The sequence below is a fragment of the Ruegeria sp. CRTD044 genome (assembly GCF_059613485.1).
Map to the genome: position 1 here is coordinate 98,957 of NZ_JBXWSP010000010.1, position 19,032 is coordinate 117,988.

Annotated in this window: 21 protein-coding genes; 8 read left to right on the top strand and 13 right to left on the bottom strand. The window is 54.8% G+C overall.

All coding sequences use genetic code 11. The features are described from left to right. Positions 1 to 336 precede the first annotated feature (336 nt). A complete protein-coding gene (locus tag AC2FNL_RS10015; RefSeq protein WP_093961659.1) occupies positions 337 to 882 on the bottom strand; it encodes an RNA polymerase sigma factor in 546 nt (181 codons plus the stop codon). Next, a complete protein-coding gene (locus AC2FNL_RS10020) occupies positions 875 to 1,099 on the bottom strand; it encodes a NepR family anti-sigma factor (protein ID WP_254430821.1) in 225 nt (74 codons plus the stop codon). The genes AC2FNL_RS10015 and AC2FNL_RS10020 overlap by 8 nt, the downstream gene beginning before the upstream one ends. 57 nt (positions 1,100 to 1,156) lie before the next feature. Here AC2FNL_RS10020 and AC2FNL_RS10025 point away from each other — a divergent pair, with 57 nt between their 5' ends. Then, on the top strand, positions 1,157 to 1,972 hold the full coding sequence (locus AC2FNL_RS10025; RefSeq protein ID WP_496833412.1) for a response regulator: 816 nt from the start codon (positions 1,157 to 1,159) through the stop codon (positions 1,970 to 1,972). A gap of 58 nt (positions 1,973 to 2,030) precedes the next feature. Further along, entirely contained in the window at positions 2,031 to 2,966 is a 936-nt protein-coding gene (locus AC2FNL_RS10030; RefSeq protein WP_496833413.1) for a mechanosensitive ion channel family protein, read from the top strand. A 1,040-nt stretch (positions 2,967 to 4,006) separates the two neighbouring features. Here the strand turns inward: AC2FNL_RS10030 and AC2FNL_RS10035 are convergent. Genes AC2FNL_RS10035 through AC2FNL_RS10080 form a run of 10 tightly spaced genes read right to left on the bottom strand, consistent with a single transcriptional unit; the run spans position 4,007 to position 12,224 of the window. Beyond that, positions 4,007 to 5,137 (bottom strand): cytochrome-c peroxidase, encoded by a 1,131-nt coding sequence (locus tag AC2FNL_RS10035; protein WP_496833414.1) that lies wholly within the window; start codon positions 5,135 to 5,137, stop codon positions 4,007 to 4,009. Next, the gene (locus AC2FNL_RS10040) at positions 5,134 to 5,511 is read right to left on the bottom strand and encodes a hypothetical protein (protein WP_496833415.1); all 378 of its coding nucleotides are present in this window, start codon (positions 5,509 to 5,511) and stop codon (positions 5,134 to 5,136) included. The genes AC2FNL_RS10035 and AC2FNL_RS10040 overlap by 4 nt, the downstream gene beginning before the upstream one ends. Beyond that, positions 5,508 to 6,314, bottom strand: coding sequence for an amidohydrolase family protein (locus tag AC2FNL_RS10045; protein WP_496833416.1), 807 nt, complete (start codon positions 6,312 to 6,314; stop codon positions 5,508 to 5,510). The genes AC2FNL_RS10040 and AC2FNL_RS10045 overlap by 4 nt, the downstream gene beginning before the upstream one ends. 21 nt (positions 6,315 to 6,335) lie before the next feature. Further along, complete coding sequence (locus AC2FNL_RS10050; RefSeq protein WP_496833418.1) at positions 6,336 to 7,202, bottom strand: dioxygenase family protein; 867 nt, start codon at positions 7,200 to 7,202, stop codon at positions 6,336 to 6,338. Between the two features lie 10 nt (positions 7,203 to 7,212). Beyond that, positions 7,213 to 8,517: a TRAP transporter large permease gene (locus AC2FNL_RS10055; protein ID WP_496833419.1), complete on the bottom strand. Its 1,305-nt coding sequence runs from the start codon at positions 8,515 to 8,517 to the stop codon at positions 7,213 to 7,215. After that, positions 8,514 to 9,065, bottom strand: a complete 552-nt coding sequence (locus tag AC2FNL_RS10060) for a TRAP transporter small permease subunit (protein WP_093961651.1) — start codon at positions 9,063 to 9,065, stop codon at positions 8,514 to 8,516. Before AC2FNL_RS10060 ends, AC2FNL_RS10055 begins: the two co-directional genes overlap by 4 nt. 30 nt (positions 9,066 to 9,095) lie before the next feature. Next, the gene (locus AC2FNL_RS10065; RefSeq protein WP_170366813.1) at positions 9,096 to 10,169 is read right to left on the bottom strand and encodes a C4-dicarboxylate TRAP transporter substrate-binding protein; all 1,074 of its coding nucleotides are present in this window, start codon (positions 10,167 to 10,169) and stop codon (positions 9,096 to 9,098) included. 34 nt (positions 10,170 to 10,203) lie between these two features. Beyond that, a complete protein-coding gene (locus AC2FNL_RS10070) occupies positions 10,204 to 10,659 on the bottom strand; it encodes an OsmC family protein (protein WP_093961649.1) in 456 nt (151 codons plus the stop codon). An 18-nt stretch (positions 10,660 to 10,677) separates the two neighbouring features. Beyond that, a complete protein-coding gene (locus AC2FNL_RS10075; protein ID WP_176432412.1) occupies positions 10,678 to 11,343 on the bottom strand; it encodes a malonic semialdehyde reductase in 666 nt (221 codons plus the stop codon). Beyond that, positions 11,340 to 12,224, bottom strand: coding sequence for a fumarylacetoacetate hydrolase family protein (locus AC2FNL_RS10080; RefSeq protein WP_496833422.1), 885 nt, complete (start codon positions 12,222 to 12,224; stop codon positions 11,340 to 11,342). The genes AC2FNL_RS10075 and AC2FNL_RS10080 overlap by 4 nt, the downstream gene beginning before the upstream one ends. A gap of 84 nt (positions 12,225 to 12,308) precedes the next feature. Here AC2FNL_RS10080 and AC2FNL_RS10085 point away from each other — a divergent pair, with 84 nt between their 5' ends. From AC2FNL_RS10085 to yghX, 5 genes are all read left to right on the top strand, one after another. After that, positions 12,309 to 12,695, top strand: a complete 387-nt coding sequence (locus AC2FNL_RS10085) for a YciI family protein (protein ID WP_170585915.1) — start codon at positions 12,309 to 12,311, stop codon at positions 12,693 to 12,695. Positions 12,696 to 12,746: 51 nt separating this feature from the next. After that, positions 12,747 to 13,403: a GntR family transcriptional regulator gene (locus AC2FNL_RS10090; protein WP_496833423.1), complete on the top strand. Its 657-nt coding sequence runs from the start codon at positions 12,747 to 12,749 to the stop codon at positions 13,401 to 13,403. A 1-nt stretch (position 13,404) separates the two neighbouring features. Further along, positions 13,405 to 14,703: a malonyl-CoA decarboxylase gene (locus AC2FNL_RS10095; protein WP_496833424.1), complete on the top strand. Its 1,299-nt coding sequence runs from the start codon at positions 13,405 to 13,407 to the stop codon at positions 14,701 to 14,703. Then, entirely contained in the window at positions 14,700 to 16,223 is a 1,524-nt protein-coding gene (locus tag AC2FNL_RS10100) for a malonate--CoA ligase (RefSeq protein ID WP_496833425.1), read from the top strand. Before AC2FNL_RS10095 ends, AC2FNL_RS10100 begins: the two co-directional genes overlap by 4 nt. A gap of 89 nt (positions 16,224 to 16,312) precedes the next feature. Next, entirely contained in the window at positions 16,313 to 17,203 is an 891-nt protein-coding gene (gene yghX, locus AC2FNL_RS10105) for a YghX family hydrolase (protein WP_496833426.1), read from the top strand. Between the two features lie 597 nt (positions 17,204 to 17,800). On the opposite strand, the gene AC2FNL_RS10110 is transcribed toward yghX, so the two are convergent. Next, positions 17,801 to 18,550 carry a CHAP domain-containing protein gene (locus tag AC2FNL_RS10110; RefSeq protein WP_496833428.1) on the bottom strand — a complete coding sequence of 250 codons (750 nt, stop codon included), beginning with the start codon at positions 18,548 to 18,550 and terminating at the stop codon, positions 17,801 to 17,803. Positions 18,551 to 18,650: 100 nt separating this feature from the next. On the opposite strand from AC2FNL_RS10110, the gene AC2FNL_RS10115 reads away from it, so the two are divergent. Beyond that, positions 18,651 to 18,995, top strand: a complete 345-nt coding sequence (locus AC2FNL_RS10115; RefSeq protein WP_377179933.1) for a hypothetical protein — start codon at positions 18,651 to 18,653, stop codon at positions 18,993 to 18,995. The last annotated feature ends 37 nt before the right edge of the window (positions 18,996 to 19,032 follow it).

The window sequence follows — 19,032 nt, forward strand, 5'->3', positions numbered from 1 at the left end:
GATACCGTCGGGTCGGATGAACCCGGCAAATACAAATTCCGGCGCACTTTTCAGGAACCGCTGCATAAGGGCGGAACAGGCGACCCCATCTTCCCGCACCTCCGCCAGCGCCGCCGCCAAACCGGCGCCGGCACCCACGGCCTTTTGCAACAGCTCTTGTTCCCGGCTGGCCGCCTCGATTGTTCGGGCCAAAACCGAGGAGCGCGAGTTGTCGTCGGCTTCTGCGATGACCGCACGGGTCTGGAGGACGGCAATCAGGCCCAACGGCAGAAGCGCCAGAGTGACCAGCGCGGCAAGATAGACGGTCAGGCTGCGCGGCTTCGCATCCATCGATCGTCAGGCCGCCGGTTGCGTCTGAACGATTGCCGCCGTTACCGCATCGGTCAATTCGATGGGTTCGTCATCTTCCAAATCCATCAGTTCGGCCAGTTGCGCGCGGGCCCGGTTCACCCGGCTTTTGATCGTTCCAAGGGCGACGCCGCACATCTCGGCCGCTTCCTCATAGGAAAACCCTTGTGCACCGACCAACACCAACGCTTCGCGCTGCTCATCCGTCAACTGATCAAAAGCAACCGCAAAATCCTTCAAGGCCAAACGTCCGTCATGGTCGGGCTTTTGCGAAAGGGTCTCGGCCATGACACCATCGACATCCTCGACCTCGCGCTTGCGCTTGCGGTGCAGGGAAAAATAAGTGTTCCGGACGATGGTGAACAACCAAGCCCGCATGTTGGTGCCTTCCTGGAACGAGTCGATATTACTCCATGCCTTGATCAATGCGTCCTGGACGATGTCATCGGCCGTGGCCCCGTTTCGGCACAGGCTGATCGCAAAGGCACGCATCGCGCCAATATGTTCGACAAGCTCTTCTCGGGGATCAACCATCCGAGCCTCCCGTGTCACCGCTCTTGGGAACACTGGTCTGATTGCGCAGTTTTTCAAGAAGATCGACGAACCGATCCGGAACCGGTTCGCTGGCAACCTCATCGAAAGCCCGCTTGAGGTTCTCGTCGATCCTTTGTTCTATTTCTTGCCGATGTTCTCGGCTGGGCTGTGGTTTTGTCATGGCATCATCAAAAATTTTTACTTTTGCTGGAACCATAACGCCCCAGTATGCGTTTGGTTCCCGAGTTTAGAGAAAAAAATGAGGAAAACATAGATGACTGAGCTGACCGGAGTTTCCGTCGCAGATCAAATTGGCCCGCTGCTGCCGTTTCTGCGCCGTTATGCCCGTGCCCTCACTGGCTCACAGGACAGTGGCGACGCCTACGCCGCTGCATCGCTTGAAGCGATCCTTGCAGATCCCGCCCAGTTCGATGCCGATCTCACGCCGCGGGTCGCGTTGTTTCGTGTTTTTCACAGCATCTGGTCAACGTCGGGAATGCCTATTGACACCGATGGCGGCAGTTCTGACATTCAATCGCGCGCTCACGCCCAGTTGGCACGCCTGACGCCGAACACGCGCGAGGCCTTGCTGCTGCGCACGGTCGAAGAGTTCTCGGTCAGCGATATCGCCGCGATCATGCAGATAGAACCCGCCGAGGCTCAGAAGCTGATCGATATCGCCTACGATGAAATGGCCCGCCACACATCCGGTCGCATTTTGATCATCGAAGACGAAGCAATCATCGCGATGGATCTTGAAACGATGGTCTCCGACCTGGGCCACCGGGTCACCGGGGTCGCACGCACCGAAACCGCCGCCATCGAACTGGCCGAGCGCGAGCCGTTCGACTTGATCCTGTCAGACATCCAACTGGCGGACAAATCCAGCGGGATCGATGCGGTGAACCGCATCATTGCCCAGCACGGCGATTGCCCCGTCATTTTCATCACCGCCTTCCCCGAGCGCCTTCTGACGGGCAAAGGGCCCGAACCGGCCTTTTTGATTTCCAAACCCTACACTGAAGAACAGGTCAAATCGGCCGTCAGCCAGGCCATGTTCTTTGCCTCTAGCGCCGTGATCGAGGTCTGACGCAGCTGGGCCGCGCTGCAAGACACTCACACTCCGGCGATGACACACGAGGAATACCATGGAAAACGAGATTGCACAGACCGCAGAGACCGTGACGAACACCGTTTGGGCCGAGCTGTCGCAAGTTCTGAATACCGAACTTTATGACGGGAAATCGCTAAGCGACCTGCTGACGCTCGAGGCCCTTCTTGGCCTCGTCGCGAACACGATTGCGGCGCTGATCCTTCTGGTTCTTGGGCTTGTGATTTCAAGATATGTCAGCCGGAAGATCCGGGGCGTCGGTGAAAAATCGGAACGCCTGGATGATACGCTGTTCAACTTTCTCGGCAATCTGGCGCGCTATACGATTCTGGCGTTTACGGGGCTGTTCATTCTGAACACGTTCGGGGTGCAGACCACGTCGATCATCGCGCTGATCGGTGCCGCGGGTTTGGCCATTGGACTTGCGCTGCAAGGCACATTGTCCAACGTTGCAGCCGGCGTGATGATCATCCTGTTCCGGCCACTCAAGATCGGGGATTTCGTCGACGTGAATGGGGTGCTCGGAACCGTCAAAGACATCACCCTGAACTATACCGAAATTGCGGATATGGGGAATGTCAAGGTTATCGTTCCCAACGCCGAGGTGTGGGGAAACACCATCAAGAACTATTCCGTCTACGAGACCCGTCGTGCCGAGTGGACGTTCGGCGTTGGATACGGCGTCAACCTGACGGAGGCCGAGCGTGTAATTCGCGACACGATCACGTCGGACGCTCGTTCACTGGCCGACCCAGAACCGTTCATCCAGGTGAACAATCTTGGCAGCAGCAGCGTCGATTTTCTTGTCCGCGTTTGGTGCAAGTCTTCGGACTACTTCCAATACCAGGCAGACATGAAGCGCAAGGTCAAAGAGGCACTGGACGAAGCCGATATCAATATTCCGTTTCCAACCCGCACTTTGTTGGTTGAAGGCGAAAAGACTCAGCAAGAAAAAGCGATCGCTGCGGAGTGACTTTGGATTTGGCCTAGGGCGGACAACCAACAGTCTTCCGGAACGTGGTGTCGGACGGATGAGAACCAGTCTCCGCAAAGGCAGTGCCGGTCGCCGTTGATCCCCACAAACATCTCATCCAAGCGCCATCGCCAATTGGAATATCCGCGCATAAGCTGGAAGTGTTACCTGCGCATCTCAGCCGCAAACTGTGCGCAAACCGCCGCTAGGACCGTACTGAATTATTGGTCACGTCGATGCAGCGCTCGTGCTCAAGATCCTGCAGATTCCGCAGCGGCAGCGGAAACCGAATGCAGTCTTTTCCTCCAAGCGAATAATCTCTGGCCTGGTCCGAAAAAAGGAACAGAGACTTGCATCGAGAATGCGCCCTCAATCTGCAAATCGGGCCGTCTCCGATTGAGGAAGGCGGCACAACCCACGGTAATGTCGACAGAAACCCGTGACGGAAAAGTTAAGTGCAGGGTGGCGGGAATGAGTAGCGGCGCTGTCAGGCGAATTCGAATTAGTCTCAGTTTACCGCGGCAACCCCAAACCCGTCCGGAACAGAGTTGACAACACTCGCTGAGACCGGCGGCGCGGATCAGCCTGAAGGTGCCCGGGCTGGTTAGCGATCTTTCCTAGTTGAGGTGGTCAAATTCAGAGGATTTGAAGGCGGCAAATTTCTATAGATATCGCATGTGTTTGAAACGCTGTAACGCGAGGTCGAGTCGTCGAAACGGCAGGTGGGAATTCTCGAGGTGGTTGTTGAGTCACCTGCCCATTTGCCGTTTGTTGATAGCGCCCAACCCAATTGCCTTAGTGCAGCCTTGCAGGATGCGAAGCGACCCGTGACGAGAGTTTTTGTGGGTAGGCGCTGGAGCAATACGATATTTCACTCGGGAACGGCCCAACCACGGTAGCCGACAAGGTATTCGGCATAGATCATTCGGACGACAGCAACGACCTTGGATTGATGGCCACACTCTCTGACGTGGAGATGGGGTCAACCAAATGCGGCGTGCCGCATAACTCGGGCGGCACTTAGGCTGAAATAGAGTATTTCAACGCCATGTAACGTCGGACAAAGTCTCCAAAAACGTAACGAGATCGGCGATCTCCTGCTCGGACAAGCTCAATTCTGCAAGTATGGCCTCACCGTCGGCATGCAGCCTTTCGGTATCAAGCTCGCTGTAGTGCCGGACCACCGCATCCAAGTCGATCAAACTGCCGTCGTGCATGTAGGGCGGAGTTTCAGCCACTCCCCGCAGGCTTGGCGTACGAAAGGTCCCAAAATCAGAATGACGCCTACGCACACTGCGAACCGCCCATGCACCTTGCTTGGCGGGATCGTCGTTCCATTCCCCGTCCAGTGTGTAGACGCTTGAAAACAGGAAGTTCAACCCGCCGAACCGTCCTTCATCGACTTCGGTTTCGCTTAGGAAGTAAGGCACCCCGGCGTCGTGAAATTCATTGTTGGAAAATGCCGGGCCATTGTGGCAAAGGGCACATTTCCCGCGCCCCAGAAAGAGCTTTAGACCTCTCTGAGCAGCTTCGGGATAGTTCGCAGCCGCCAACAGATCTCCGCGTTCCAGCGCATCGCGGAAACTGTCAAATTGTGTCCGCTCGGTTCTAAGCGTCTCCAAATAGGCTGATAGAGACTTGGCAGTGTTGACCAGCACCAACTCCGGGTCTTGATTTTGGATATTGCCAAAAATGGACTCAAAATCAGCAGCATAAGAACTCTCGGAAATTGCCGCCTTTAGACTTTCGCTGCTATGAGCCATCTCTTGTTCTTCGATGATCGGATGCAGACTTGCTGCCCAGAGACTATCGCTCTTGCCGCCCCAACCGTACCAGCGCAGACCCGCAAGGTTTCTCAGGGATGGGGTGTTCTGATCCAACCTGACACGGCCGAGCGCCCGCGCCTCGGATGTTGCAAATGCCTGTTCGGGGTCGTGACAACTCGCGCAAGAAAAAGCGCCGTCTACCGACAGCACCGGATCGTTGAACAAAGCCGCGCCGAGCGAAATAGCTCTTGAGTCACCTGAAACGCGATTACTGGGGTCTGGCTGGTATGTTGGCGGCCACGGCCCGAAGGAAAGCGTTTGCTGTATTTCATCTTCGGACAATAGAATTTCTGAGTGTACAGTAGCCGGAAGCGTCATTAGCGCGGTTAAAGTCCAGAACTTCATTTGAGCGTAATCTCTGACGTGTAGGACAACGATCGCCCTCCAATATCAACGTCAGCCTGCAGTTCCCAAAGTCCCGGCATGTGAAACAGCAAATCATCGACCCGGAACTTTCCGTCGCCCAATGGCGAAACTTCGGGAGCGTAGTTCAACCCGTGCTGATGAGCGGGCATGATTGCATCAACATGCATCTCATGTGCTGTTGCTTCACCGCAGACTGAAATCAGAACGGAAAACGGTTGGGCCAACGGAATTTCGATGACATCCAAATAAACCTCAGGCGCATCTGGGGCTTCCGACCCCATGCGTTGCCCCACAGCGTCACAAGCAATTGCTGCGCCAGGTGAAGCAAGAAGCCATACAACCCAACGGATCATTCTGATGCCAGCAAACGTTCAGCGTTGGCATAGGCGATGTTGTCTGCGATCCGATCCGGCAGCAGATCCAGCCATTCACGCGAAAAATCTGCGTGGGGGCCAACATAGTACCAACGTTCCGGCGCAAATGTGTCCGTACCGACCATGAACCGATCGGGATGCGCCTCGAACGCGGCCTTCCAATCCGGGTCTAATCGGCCGCGTGAAACCATATCCGACCGAAAAGCCAAGTCCGCCCAAAGTCTGGGATAGGTATCCAACGCGTCAGACACACTGGCCGGGTCATCAAAGCCAGAATGCGCCCACAAAACCCGCGCCTCTGGCCAAGTTTCGAAGATTAGGTCAACTGCCTCTCGATCACCGTGGTGGTGTAAAATGAGGTTCCGCTCTTTGGCCAGTGCAATCATACGCTGGATGACCGGCGTTTTGATATCGTCGCCGTAAGCGTGAAACTCGCCGATAGCTTCGTAGTCGTTTTTGGCCAGGTTTTCTTCCAGATAGTCAATTAAAGTTTCATCGTGCATCCAGGTGTTGATTTCGCCGCGACGACGGTACGGGCGCAACGCTGGAACGACGATGTCCGGTGCCGCGGCCAACAACAGCTGAGTGCCATTGTCGTCTGAGCTGGATACTAGCGCTTTCCGCACTCCCGCATCCCGAAGGATTTTAGCCACCTGTTCTGGTGGCACCAGTTCGACGGCGTCGTGGCTGTAATGAATATGCGCGTCGAAGATGGGGCGCTCTTGTGCGATGGCGGCACTGCAAAACAGCACAGCGCCCAAAATGAAGATACGTTTCAGCACCTCAAGCCTCCTATCTGTCAATCAGTCCTTGGCAAGCGTCACGTCGAAATTCACATGCAAGAAAGGTTCAGTGATCTTACCAGAAAGCTCCATGCCATCAGGAAATTCAGAAGCTGGGCGTTCAACATAGGTCATCACTAGATCGTCGCGCACGCCAAACACCGTGTCTTCATCCAGATAGGGATCATCGTCGGGAAATATCTCGGTCACCAAAGTACGATAACCGGGAGCTTTGACGATGTAATGCAGGTGCGACGGTCGCCAGGGATGGCGACCACAGGCTCGCAGAATGTCTCCGACTGGCCCATCAGATGGCACCGTGTATTCGACTGGTTTGACTGTGGTGAAAGCGTAACGGCCATCTGAGCCGACCGTCATCAAGCCATGAAAAGAGTAGATATCCTGTTCCTCATCCTGACTGGCGTAGAGCCCGTTTGGCGCTGTTTGCCAGATGTCGAGCTCGGCACCCGCAATCGGATTGCCCCTTGAATCCCGGATCACGCCTTCGGCCAGCAGAACCGGCCCTCCATAGTTACGTTTCATATCGCCACCGATCGGCAGCGGGGGGGCGCCCGAGACATGGAATGGCCCCAACACAGACGAGCTGGTCGCGTCAGGGCTGGAATGCAGCATGTCAACCAATGACGACAGGCCCAACACGTCCGAGGCTAGCACGAATTCATGCCTATCCTCGGTTTCCACCGCGGCGCAGCCTTCCAGAAACGCAATCCCGGCCCGCCACTCGTCATGCGTCAGGTTGGTTTCCCGTGCGAAATCGTGCAGGTGTTTGACCAGAGTGCCCATGATTTCACGCATCCGTGGATCGGTGTCTTTGGACAGGTACCCCATGAAGACGTCAGTGATATTGTCTTTGGTGACAGAGCGCATCTTGGCCTCCTTAAATCAGGGCAAGGCTGAGGATCGGGAACTCGATCAGAATGAACAGAACGATCAGCATCACGAACGCAAAGGGAATTGCGCCCATGAACACGTCTTTGAGTGATATGCGGTCATCGTTGATCGTGGATTTGATAACGAAGCAGGATATGCCCAAAGGCGGTGTCAAAAGACCGATTTCGGCTCCGACCACGGTGATAATGCCGAACCAGATCAGCGACATATCCAGCGCCTCAGCCATGGGCAGGAACAACGGAACAACGATCAGAATGATCGACGCGGTGTCGAGCAGTGTTCCCAGGAACAGCATCAGAAGAACATAGAGCAGCATGATCGACCAGAAAGATGCGGAATTGCCCGCGAGCAGATCCTGCAGTTGATTGGGCAGCCCGGCCAGTCCCAGCATTCGGCTGTATATTGAAGCCGCCGTAATCAGGAACAGGATCGCCGCCGTGATGTGCCCGGTTTCCAGCAATGCGTCCCAGAATGCGCGTGGTGACATCGACTTGCGGGCAACCGCTATGATTAGCGCGACAAAAGCTCCGGCGGCCCCTGCTTCTACTGCTGTCAACCAACCCGTATAGATACCACCAAGAACGATGGTAATAATGAACAGTGTCGGCAGTGTCTTGGAGGCGATCTCGCGCCCAGACATCCACTCAGTGTCTTCAACAACACGACCACCGACGAAAGCTGGGGTGAAGCGCCCCATGACCCAAATTGCGCCGACATAAGCGATTGCCAGCATTATCCCAGGAATGACCCCCGCCAGAAACATGTCCCCAACGGATTGTTCGGCGACGAAGGAATAGATGATCAGCATTGCCGACGGCGGGATGATCATCCCCAGGACCGAAGACCCTGCTACTACCCCAACCGCAAAGCGCGGGTTATAAGCCTGCGCCATCATTTGCGGGACCGAGACTTTGGTAAAAACGGATGCAGATGCAATTGACGAACCGGTAACTGCGGCAAAGACGGCGTTGGCTCCGACAGTTGCCATACCGATACCGCCTTTGACCTTTCGAAACCGCATGGTCATGACTTCGTAAATGTCGCGACCCAAACCCGCCTTCGAAACAATCAGCCCCATAAAAGTAAACAGCGGGATGGTCGCAAAACTATACTCCATCGCACTATCGCCAACCGCCACTTTCAACAGGTTGAGCGCAAGCGTGAAGTTGTCCCGCATCAGCCAGATCGACACGAACGAGACCACGCCCAGAGCGATAGGAATGTAAACGCCCGCGTAAATCAGAAAGACGATGGCGATGACCGAGATCAGGCCAATCTCGATCGGAGTCATTTTGCGGCCTCGTCATGCTCTGGGGTGCGGACAAGTTGTGGGCGGTCCTGCGCCGTGACGACCTTGAGCAGGAAGATCACGCAGGCAAGCGCGGTACCGCACGCGATGACCAGTTTGACCGGCCACCAAGGCAATGTGAAAAGACCCGGTACTCCGAAGTAGTCCTGTGTCTCCCACATAAGAAGAAATTCCGGGAAGGTTACATAAGCGATCAGGGCCATGAAGATTGCGGAAATCGCGTTGATGATGCGCCTGAGATTGGCTGTCAGACCGGGGCGACGATGGTGTAGCAGGTTCAAAAACCCGTCCGAGCGTGTCAATCGATCCACTCTGACCACGTCGGCCAGCTGCAGGAACACGATCATCACGACCGAGAATTGCACCATCTCATAGGTTCCGCGCAGCGGGGCCGAAAACAGACCCCGTGCAATGACGTCAACATTCAGAATGACCACCAGCGCAAGGACGACGAGCGTACCCAATGCGTTGGCGGCGATTGCAAGCGAATTGGCGACCCGCGACAAGCCAGCAACTGCGGTCTTCAGCATGAGAGGCCCCTTTCGTGGATCGCCAACTGGTTATTTGGCCGTCCAGTCACGAACTCCGGTGAAACCGGCGTCCTGCAGCTTGCCGAGGTAAGCGGCCAAAATCGCGTCGCCTTGTTCTCCGTTTTCATTCAGGGTGGCTGCCCATTCCTGTGCAACATTTGGCATAGCGTTGGCCCAAGCCGCTCGTTCTTCGTCCGAAACTTCGACAATCGTTCCGCCGGCTTCGGTATAGGCATCCCTTGAGGCCGCGGCGCGGTCCATGGCGATACCGGCCACATGATCACGGTAGTCGATGGCGACGGCCTTAAGAACGTCTTTGACTTCGTCCGGCAACTTTGCCCAATAGTCAGAATTCACAGTTATCGTCTTGGAATTCACCGCACCCAAGTCAGCTTTGAGCATGTAAGGAGCTACTTCGGCGATCTTGAATGTTTTGGCAGCCTCGGGCCAAAGCATCGCACAATCGACTAGGCCAGTTTGAAGCATATTGTAGAAATCGGTCAGGCCACCACGCACCCCGGCCGCGTCTTTGATGCCTTCAAGATATCTGAGGTTCAGTCCAGCTCCGGCCACTTTTCGGCCTTCCAGATCTGAAACAGCCGAAACCGGCTCTGTACAGAAAACCTGATAGGTATCGAGCACGACACCAGTTGCCAGGTAAACCTGGTTCTGCGCGGCAAACTCATTTTGCATCGCCGGGAACTCACGCGCGATTTCATCCACGGCTTTGGCCACAGCACGGGCGTCGGATGCAACGAAGGGCGTCGAACCCGAGATACCCTGACTGGGAAGCTTTGAAGAATGGAAGATCGTTGTGACGATCCCAATATCTCCAAGGCCAAGCTGGACACCTTCCAAAACACCCTTCGGCTTGACGATCGAACCGCCATAGTTCTCTTGCCAATTCATCCTGTAGTTACCGGACTCAGCCAGCCGCTTGTCCACTTCTGGAATGAAGAAATTGGTGAATTCCTTCACCCATAGGGCCCGATCTGGGTACCCATCAATCACAACGGCTGAAATGGTCTCTTCCGCCTTGGCAGGCATCGCCATGACGCTTGCCACAGCAGCCGCAACAAGGCTGCGTTTGGTCCAGTTTTTCATTTCTCTCCTCCCAGAAAGTCGGGTCTATTGACTTTTAGCTGCTTGTTTTGACCCAGTTGACGGTCAGGTCAGTGCCTGCCGCTTCGAACAGCTTTGCGATGGCACAGTATTTGGCCGTTTCCTCACCAACGCGTGTCAGCTCCTCCTGACTGGCGGGTGTTTCACAATTCACGGTGAGTTCAATTTCCGGAAACGGAACATCGATCTCTTCTTCCATCAGGACGCCGCGCCGATCCAACCTGCATTTCGCGTCTATCGTCACTGTGCCAAGATCAATTCCCAAACGGTGCGCGTTCTTGTGCCCAATGACGTTGGTGCAGGCGATCAGCGCTGCCATTGCGGTTTCGGTCGGAGACGGGCCAAGATTTGTTCCGCCCCGTTCGACCGGTTCGTCGACGACAACATCCAAATCACGAATGGGAATCTCGGTGCGCGCGTGCGTCGGGCATTGAGCTGTCGTGCGATACGTAACGACAGGTTTCACTTTCATGGCCACAGGGTCACCTCCTCATGCATAAGAGCAAACCTTTTCGAATGGGAAGCGAGGCAGCTTGTGAAACAGTCCCGTTTCATCTGCGTAGCCCAAATTGCACAAAAAGTTCGACTTGAGCGTTGTTCCTGCAAAGAACTCCTCGTCGACGATCTTGTTCGAAAAGCCTGACATCGCACCGACATCCAACCCTACCGCTCGGGCGGCGATCATGAAGTAAGCGCCCTGAAGCGTTCCATTGCGAAACGCTGTATCGGCTACATATTCGGGATTGTTCTCAAACAATGGCCGTCGGTCTTCATGCGGGAAAAGAAAGGGCAATTCCTTCCAGAAGTCCATGTCATAGGCAATGATCGCCGTGACCGGCGCATCCATCATTTTTGGAACGTTCTTAGGCTTCAACGACTTGGCAAGCCGCTCTTTTCCTTCGGCGCTTTTCACGAAAACGAAGCGGGCGGGCAGCGTATTCATGCTGGTCGCACCGTTGATCGTGATGTCATAAATCTCTTCGAGCAGATCGTCAGAAACTGGCTGGTCGGTCCACGCATAGTGAGACCTGGACTCGCGAAGGATCAAGGCAATCGCATCGTCGGACAAACGCGGAATGCGCTCGCGCAGATCACGATGATCTTGCTGCGCCTTGGCGCGAAGTTCTTCCAGCTCTGCCCCGGTTGGTGCGGTCATGCTGCGGCCACCTTGGACTTGGCGTCTTTTTCGTCAATGACTGGGCTGGCGCAAATTCCAATGCCTTCAATCTCGACCTCAACGGTTTCGCCGGGCTTCAACCAACGGGGATTGGGCTTTTGGGCGTGTCCCACACCAGGCGGCGTGCCCAGCGCAATCAGATCCCCCGGCTCCAAAGTAGTATATTCCGAAATCGTCGCAATTACCTGCCGGACACCCCAAATCATATTGGCCGTATTCGAGCTTTGCAGGATTTCATCGCCCACACGGCTTTCGATCTTCAGACCAGATGCCCCTTCCGGCAACTCATCCGGCGTCACGGTGAAAGGACCGATCGCGCCCGTGTCATCAAAGTTTTTGCCGGGCGTCCACTGAACGGTTTTGCGCTGATAGTCCCGCAGCGAACCATCGTTGAATACAGTGTAGCCAAAGACATAATCCAGCGCGTCCTGCTCCGAGATATGGCGGCCGCGTTTTCCAACGATCAGCATTAGTTCGGCTTCGTAGTCGAGTTTTTCCGAACACGCAGGCCGCACCATAGGCTGGCCTGCCGCCATGATCGAATTCTTACCGCGCATGAACAGCGTTGGATATTCGGGGATGTCGTAGCCGCCCTCTTTGATGTGATCCGTATAGTTCAAACCCATACAAATGATCGTGCCGGGTGACGCCACGGGCAACGCCGGTGTGACTGAGGATAACGGCACACTATCTGCCGAGGTGATTTTTTCAGCCAGCGAGTCGGCCAGGCCAGGCTTGCTGATCAAACCCATCAAGTCGGAACCGACGGCAGGGTCCAAAGCCGTTAGATTCACTGCGTTTTCACCGTTCACGGCAAAAACCGCTGTGCCTTCCGAAGTCTCTCCCACCAGGTATTTCATTGTCACCTTCCATGTTAGCTTGCTTGATTTTTGCCGACTATTTTGCCATATGTCAAATAATATCGATATTTTTGGAGGCCGCGAATGGTTGCTTGGGCAGACTACAAATCAGAAGCAAAAAGCCGCGGTGCGCTTGCTTTGGAGCTTTACGTCGCACTGAGCACGCCAGCCAAAGCGCCCGAAGACGTAAAGGCTTCACTGCCGGATCACCTGGCGTATCAGGCGAAGCTTGAACATTCGGGGCAGCTGGCTTTTGCAGGTCCCATGTCGGATGAAACCGGCGAGCATATGCAGGGCATTGGCCTCATCATCTATAGGGCCGACAGTCTCGAAGCCGCCCGAAAGCTTGCAGAAGATGACCCGATGCACAAAAGCGGGGCACGCAGCTTTGTACTTCGGCGATGGCTGATAAACGAGGGCTCGCTGAACATCTCAATCGGACTATCGACTGGAACGAGCACGCTCAGCTAAGAGCTCCCAATAGACTGCGCCACGAAGAAGGGAATGCCAGACATGGATGCCATGCTTGATACCGAGGGCAAAGAGACATCCGCCACTCATGGTGCGTATCGAAAACTGCGCGAAATGATCCTGACTGGCGAGCTGCCGCCCGGTCAAAAGCTCAAGATCGAACAGCTCCGCGGGATGCTGGACACCGGCGCAAGCCCGGTTCGCGAAGCACTAAGCCTTTTGACATCGGATATGTTGGTGGAACGAATTGACCAGCGCGGCTTCAGGGCGGCACCAGTTAGCAAATGCAACTTCGAGGAAATCCTTATGTTGCGATGCAATCTTGAAGAAACCGCGTTGCGTACGTCCATCGCCAATGCAAACTCGGCCTGGGAAGACAGGCTTGTTTTGCGGCACCACCATATGAAGAAGGCGAGCCAAAAAGGGGCACACGACTTTGAAGACGCACACAAGGCGTTTCACATGGCCTTGTTGGACAATGCGAGGCTTCCATTACTCTTGCGGTATTGCTCGCAGCTTTACGATCTGAACATCCGCTATCGTTATCTGGCGGCTGGCGGGTCGAGTTACAAAAAGCGCGATATCAACGCAGAGCATCAGGAAATTTTGGACGCAGCACTGGATCGAGATGCAGAAAGCGCAACGCGGCATTTGATCGATCATTACCGTCGAACAGGTGACTATCTGAGCAGTCAGATGGAGTCGTGAAATGCAGCGGAACTGGTTTCTGGGCGATCTGCTTGATCAGCTGTTCGACCGCCCCGGCAAAAAGCGGGGCATAGATGATAAGCGATCCATATCGGAGCTATGTGAAGCACTCTTGTCTGCGGAAGGTGAAGTATCAGGTTTCGCGCTCGCATCAACGATACTGGATCGATACCAGACCTTGGACGACCCGGAAAAACTGGACTTCTTCGCCTATTTGAATGACCAGCTTGAGTTAGACGCGGATCAACTGTCTGAGACGGCGCGTCATTATGCCGAGTATAGAAGTGTCGATCTGTATAAAAAGCTTAGCGAGGCGGCCGAACCCAAACGGCAAGAATTGCTGCGCCGTCTGAATCAACCCTCCGGCGCGACGCAAGAGCTTGTGGCAATGCGCGTTGACCTGTTGCGTTTTCTCAAATCCAACCCCGAACTCAAGCGCACAGATGTAGATTTCGTGCATTTACTGCGAAGCTGGTTCAACCGGGGTTTTCTAGTCCTCAAACAAATCAGTTGGGATACACCAGCCCGCGTTCTGGACAAGATCGTCGCGTATGAGGCCGTCCATCAGATTCATGATCTGGACGACCTGCGGCGCCGGCTATTCCCTCCCGACCGTCGCTGTTTTGCGTTTTTTCATCCCTCAATGCCGGATGAGCCGCTGATTTTTGTCGAAGTCGCTTTGACGACTGAGATTCCGAACGCGATTGATGTGCTTTTGTCGGAAGTTCGAGAACCGATCGAACCAGAACAGGCAACAATCGCCGCATTCTACTCAATTTCAAACTGCCAGAGGGGTTTAACGGGTATCAGCTTTGGAAACCTGCTGATCAAACAGGTTGTGACCGAACTCTCGCGAGAGCTTCCGGGCCTCGACACATTTGTGACCTTGTCTCCGATACCTGGTATGAACCGGTGGTTAGCTGGCGAAACAGGGCATCCCGAGCATGGCCATGCTGCCGAAGCCGTACTTGCGGGAACAGCCCCTCCGCAGGACGTGCGGGCGATGGCCGCCCGATACCTGTTACTCGCCAAGCGCGAAGATGGGATGCCGCTGGATCCTGTGGCCCGCTTTCACCTGGGCAATGGCGCCGAGCTTCACGAACTGCATGCCGGGGCCGATCCGTCGCAGAACGGACGATCCCAATCCGGCGGCGCAATGGTCAATTACCTTTACGACTTGAAAAAGACTGAACGTAACCACGAAGAATTTGTGGCGCACGCCACAATCGAAACCTCGCGTTCCGTGCGCGCGGCTTCAACCGCAGTACTTGCGGCCAGACCAGAGGAAAATCCAGCGTGACTAACACTCTCTACGACAGCTTGTTTGCCCACCACGCGGGAAACGAGGTTCCGTTCCTGCTACTCGATGACGGAGAGGTAGTGTCATATGACGCGTTTCTGAAACGCGCGGCACAGATCGCGCATGTTTTGCAGAACAACGGAGTTTCTCCTGGCGACCGCATCGTTGTGCAGGCCCCAAAGTTGGCCGATACGATTGCACTCTATGCTGCTTCAGTTCAGGCAGGTGCTGTCTATTCGCCGCTAAACACTGCTTACACAATGGCAGAATTGGACTACTTCGCATCTGACGCCCAGCCTGCGGTGATCGTCTGCGACGACAACGACGCAGCCGAGATCAAAACACTGGCGGATCGGTATGGCGCAAGGCTGCTTACCCTTGGTGGTGAAATATCAAGCTTAAGCCGCCAGGCTGACGCGCAGCCCCGCGAGTTTGAATCCGTTGATCGCGCCCCGGACGACCTTGCGGCTTTGCTTTATACGTCGGGAACCACGGGTCGCTCTAAGGGCGCAATGTTGAGCCACCAGAACCTTTTGACCAATGCGCAAGCTCTCGCGGATTTGTGGGCTATCACAAACAACGATCGCTTGGTTCACGCGCTGCCGATCTTTCACACGCACGGGCTTTTCGTGGCGATGAACACGTCATTAGTCGCCGGGTCCGAAGTTCGGTTGATGGAAAAATTTGATATTGGCCTGATCTTGGAGGAACTACCGCATTCAACCCTTCTAATGGGTGTCCCCACTTTCTACACTCGATTGCTGGCGGATGACGGGTTCACCAAAGAGATCGTGGGGAGCATGCGGTTGTTCGTGTCGGGCTCTGCCCCATTGCTGACCGAAACCCATCAGGCGTTCGAAGCGCGCACAGGCCACCGCATCCTAGAGCGCTACGGTATGACCGAGACAAACATGAACACCTCGAACCCGTATACTGGCGAACGTCGCGCAGGAACTGTTGGCATGGCATTGCCCGGCATCGAGGTGATCGTTACTGATCCTGAAACCGGTGAGCAACTGCCCAGAGGGGCGGTAGGAATGATCGAAATACGCGGCCCTAATGTTTTCCAAGGCTATTGGCAGATGCCTGAAAAAACCGCTGTAGAACTTCGCGAGAATGGATTCTTTATCACCGGGGATCTGGGCAAATACAGCGAGGATGGCTACCTGTCGATTGTAGGTCGTTCAAAAGACCTCATCATCACAGGCGGTTACAACGTCTACCCCAAGGAAATCGAAGACGTTTTAAACGACATCGATGGCGTACTGGAGTCGGCAGTTTTTGGCGTCCCTGACAACGACTTCGGGGAAAAGATCATCGCCGCTCTGGTTGCTGAGCCAGGCGTAGAGCTCGACACGGATCAGATTGCATCAACCGTCGGGGAAAGGCTGTCGCGCTTCAAACATCCGCGTCGCTACGAACTCGTCCAAGAGTTGCCACGAAACACAATGGCCAAAGTCCAAAAGAACGTTCTGCGCGAGCAGCACACAAAAAAGGAATCCGCATCGGCAATGTCTTAGCCGACCTGCCTAGAACTTCGAACAAACCATAACCCTTTGAACTGATAGTATCCCATGGATTGAACCACCACCTCATCAGGAGATTGACCATGAATCGCATGAAGGCAAAAGACTTCGATCAGGAACTGCTGGATCTGTACGACTATTATGCGCACGGAAAGATCACCAAACGCCAATTTCTGGACCGCGCCGGAAAATTCGCGGTTGGCGGCTTAACGGCTGCCGCGTTATTGAACATGCTCAGTCCGAACTATGCGCTGGCACAGCAGGTGTCGTTCAACGATCCCGATATCCACGCAGACTACATAACCTACCCTTCTCCGAACGGAACGGGTGATGTCCGAGGCTACCTTGTTCGTCCCGCTGGTGTGGAAGAACCCCTGCCCGGGGTGCTCGTGATACACGAAAACCGCGGCCTGAATCCCTACATCGAAGATGTGGCGCGACGCTTGGCGAAATCAGGCTTTATGGCACTGGCTCCCGACGGCCTAACGTCGGTGGGCGGATATCCCGGTAACGACGCTGATGGGCGCGAGTTGCAGAAGACCGTCGACCGGGTCGAGCTGATGAATGATTTCTTCAATGGCTTCGAATACCTGTTGAACCGGGAAGACTGTACTGGGAAAGTTGGCGCTGTAGGTTTCTGCTATGGCGGTGGTGTGGTCAGCGCAATTGCCGTGGCGTACCCCGAATTGGCCGCCGGCGTGCCATTCTATGGCCGGCAGCCGGCCGCTGAGGATGTGGCTAAAATTCAGGCACCGTTGCTGATTCAGATGGGAGAGCTTGATGAACGCATCAACGCAGGTTGGCCGGAATTCGAAGCTGCGCTGCAATCCAATAATAAGGTTTACGAGGCCTACATCTACGAAAATGCCAACCACGGCTTTCATAACGACAGCACGCCTCGTTATGACGAGGAAATGGCAAACTTGGCCTGGGACCGCACCATTGATTGGTTTAACACCTACCTAAAGTCCTGAACTGAGTTCGCGGAATGGCGAAGCGACGGCAAAAACCTGTCGTCGCTTAGGTGTTCAAAAAGCTTCGAGAGAGTGTCATCAAACAAACTCAAAGCATTCTCGGCCAGCCCCAAATAGCTGCCTTTTTGCTGCACCAAGCTCGCGCCACTCGCCGAGGGTAGCGTTGCATGTCAGCTTCAAGGTGTCTCGATTGGTAAGAGATTGCTCCAGGTTGAAGTGATTTTAGAGGGAGGAGTGAGCGGCCGCGAGTTTTTGCAAATTTGCATCCGACTTACTGGCTGATTCGTATGTCGAGAGCGGTTGTTTTGCCCCGGGACCCGGTCATTCCGGATCGCAATCTCGCTGCGTTCTGCCTGAACGTCCGCATTTTCCTCTGTCATGCAGCGGGTGATTTTCGGCGGTGCGGCGAGTAATCTTGCTACGAGCGCTCGCAGCGTAAATTCTTCACTTCTACGGGGGGCTCGATGCGGTCATTCGCTCTACCGCGAAGATTATCCGATTTGCGGACCTTTTCCGTCACTGGCCCGCGTGCACTGCTGAGCCGCTTGTGACCCATCCGTCGGATACGCACAGTATGCGGTTCACAATTGAATAAAATTATTCGCCAACTTTGGGATAAATGAACCCGTTCACCGGGTAGAAGCTGCCATACCGGCCCGGATGGCTTTCAACGCGGACCAATGTCCAATCATTGTTTTTGGATACATCCTTGACGCCCATTTTCAATGATACCTTGTTGCGGTGCCAGTTGGCGTGGTTCACGATGACTTCTCTGTCAGTGACGACATCGGATACGACGGCCACGTGACCAAGCGGCATCCCTCGGGTTGCTCGAAATGACATGACCGCACCAACAACCGGTTCATTGCCTCGCTCAAAAGTATTGCGCGCCTTCCCCCACCAGTCCTTGGCGTTTCCGCGAATTTCGATACCGCTGAGGTTACGTGCGTAGGGTACGCACCATACCCTTTGCCCTCGAGCTTGTTTTTGAGAGACCTCGCGCAATGCCATAGCCTGACGTTCTGGATCGAGATCCGAGTCGCTTGAGCCCTGAGCGCAGGCAGAAACAAGAGCAATAAGCCCCATCGCAAACGCAGCGCGAGCAGTACCTCGCATGCGCCGCCGTTTCGTATTCGTTTTGCTGTCGCTGTTTTTCAAGAAATTACATTGACGGTTTGTGGAGTTGACTAGTTTTATGGCGATCTTGTGGCTTAAGAAAAGAGCCCGGCCTGTTTCCCGGCAGAAATTTGCCAGTTGATATTCATCCTCGATGGGCCGAGCGCGAGACTTTGTAAAGTCAGCTTTCTGCGCACAGCCGCCGTCGGTCGATCGCGCAGCATCGGTCACTTGGGGCTCGAACCTGACGTTCGTCTGAGTATCGGGAGCGTACGCGTGTCAGAATTTCCAAACCAATTGCAAGAGAATTGAGAGTTCGAAGACAAACCAAATGACACGAGCCTCCGGCTGTAACAAGATGGTGGCAGAGGTGTACGTTATGGCGGATGTTTTCGACCGCATTGCAGATTGGCTGCAAAAGCTGGCCTTTTTTGATGCTGACCTTGGCGGGCTAGTCGAGCAGTTAAGTCAAAGGCTTATTGATGGTGGCGTGCCAGTTTCGCGTGTTTCCTTGGGCCGCCTGATGATGCATCCTGTAATCGGGTTGCTCGACGCAACATGGGATGCTTCAAACCATCGAATTGAATGGACTGTTCTTCCACGAAGCTCGGTAACGACTGATCTCTTCGACAAAGCACTGATCAGCCCCACCCGAGTGGTCCAGTTCGAGTGTTAGTGCATCGCCGGCCTTTGGTCCATCTGGACGATGGTTT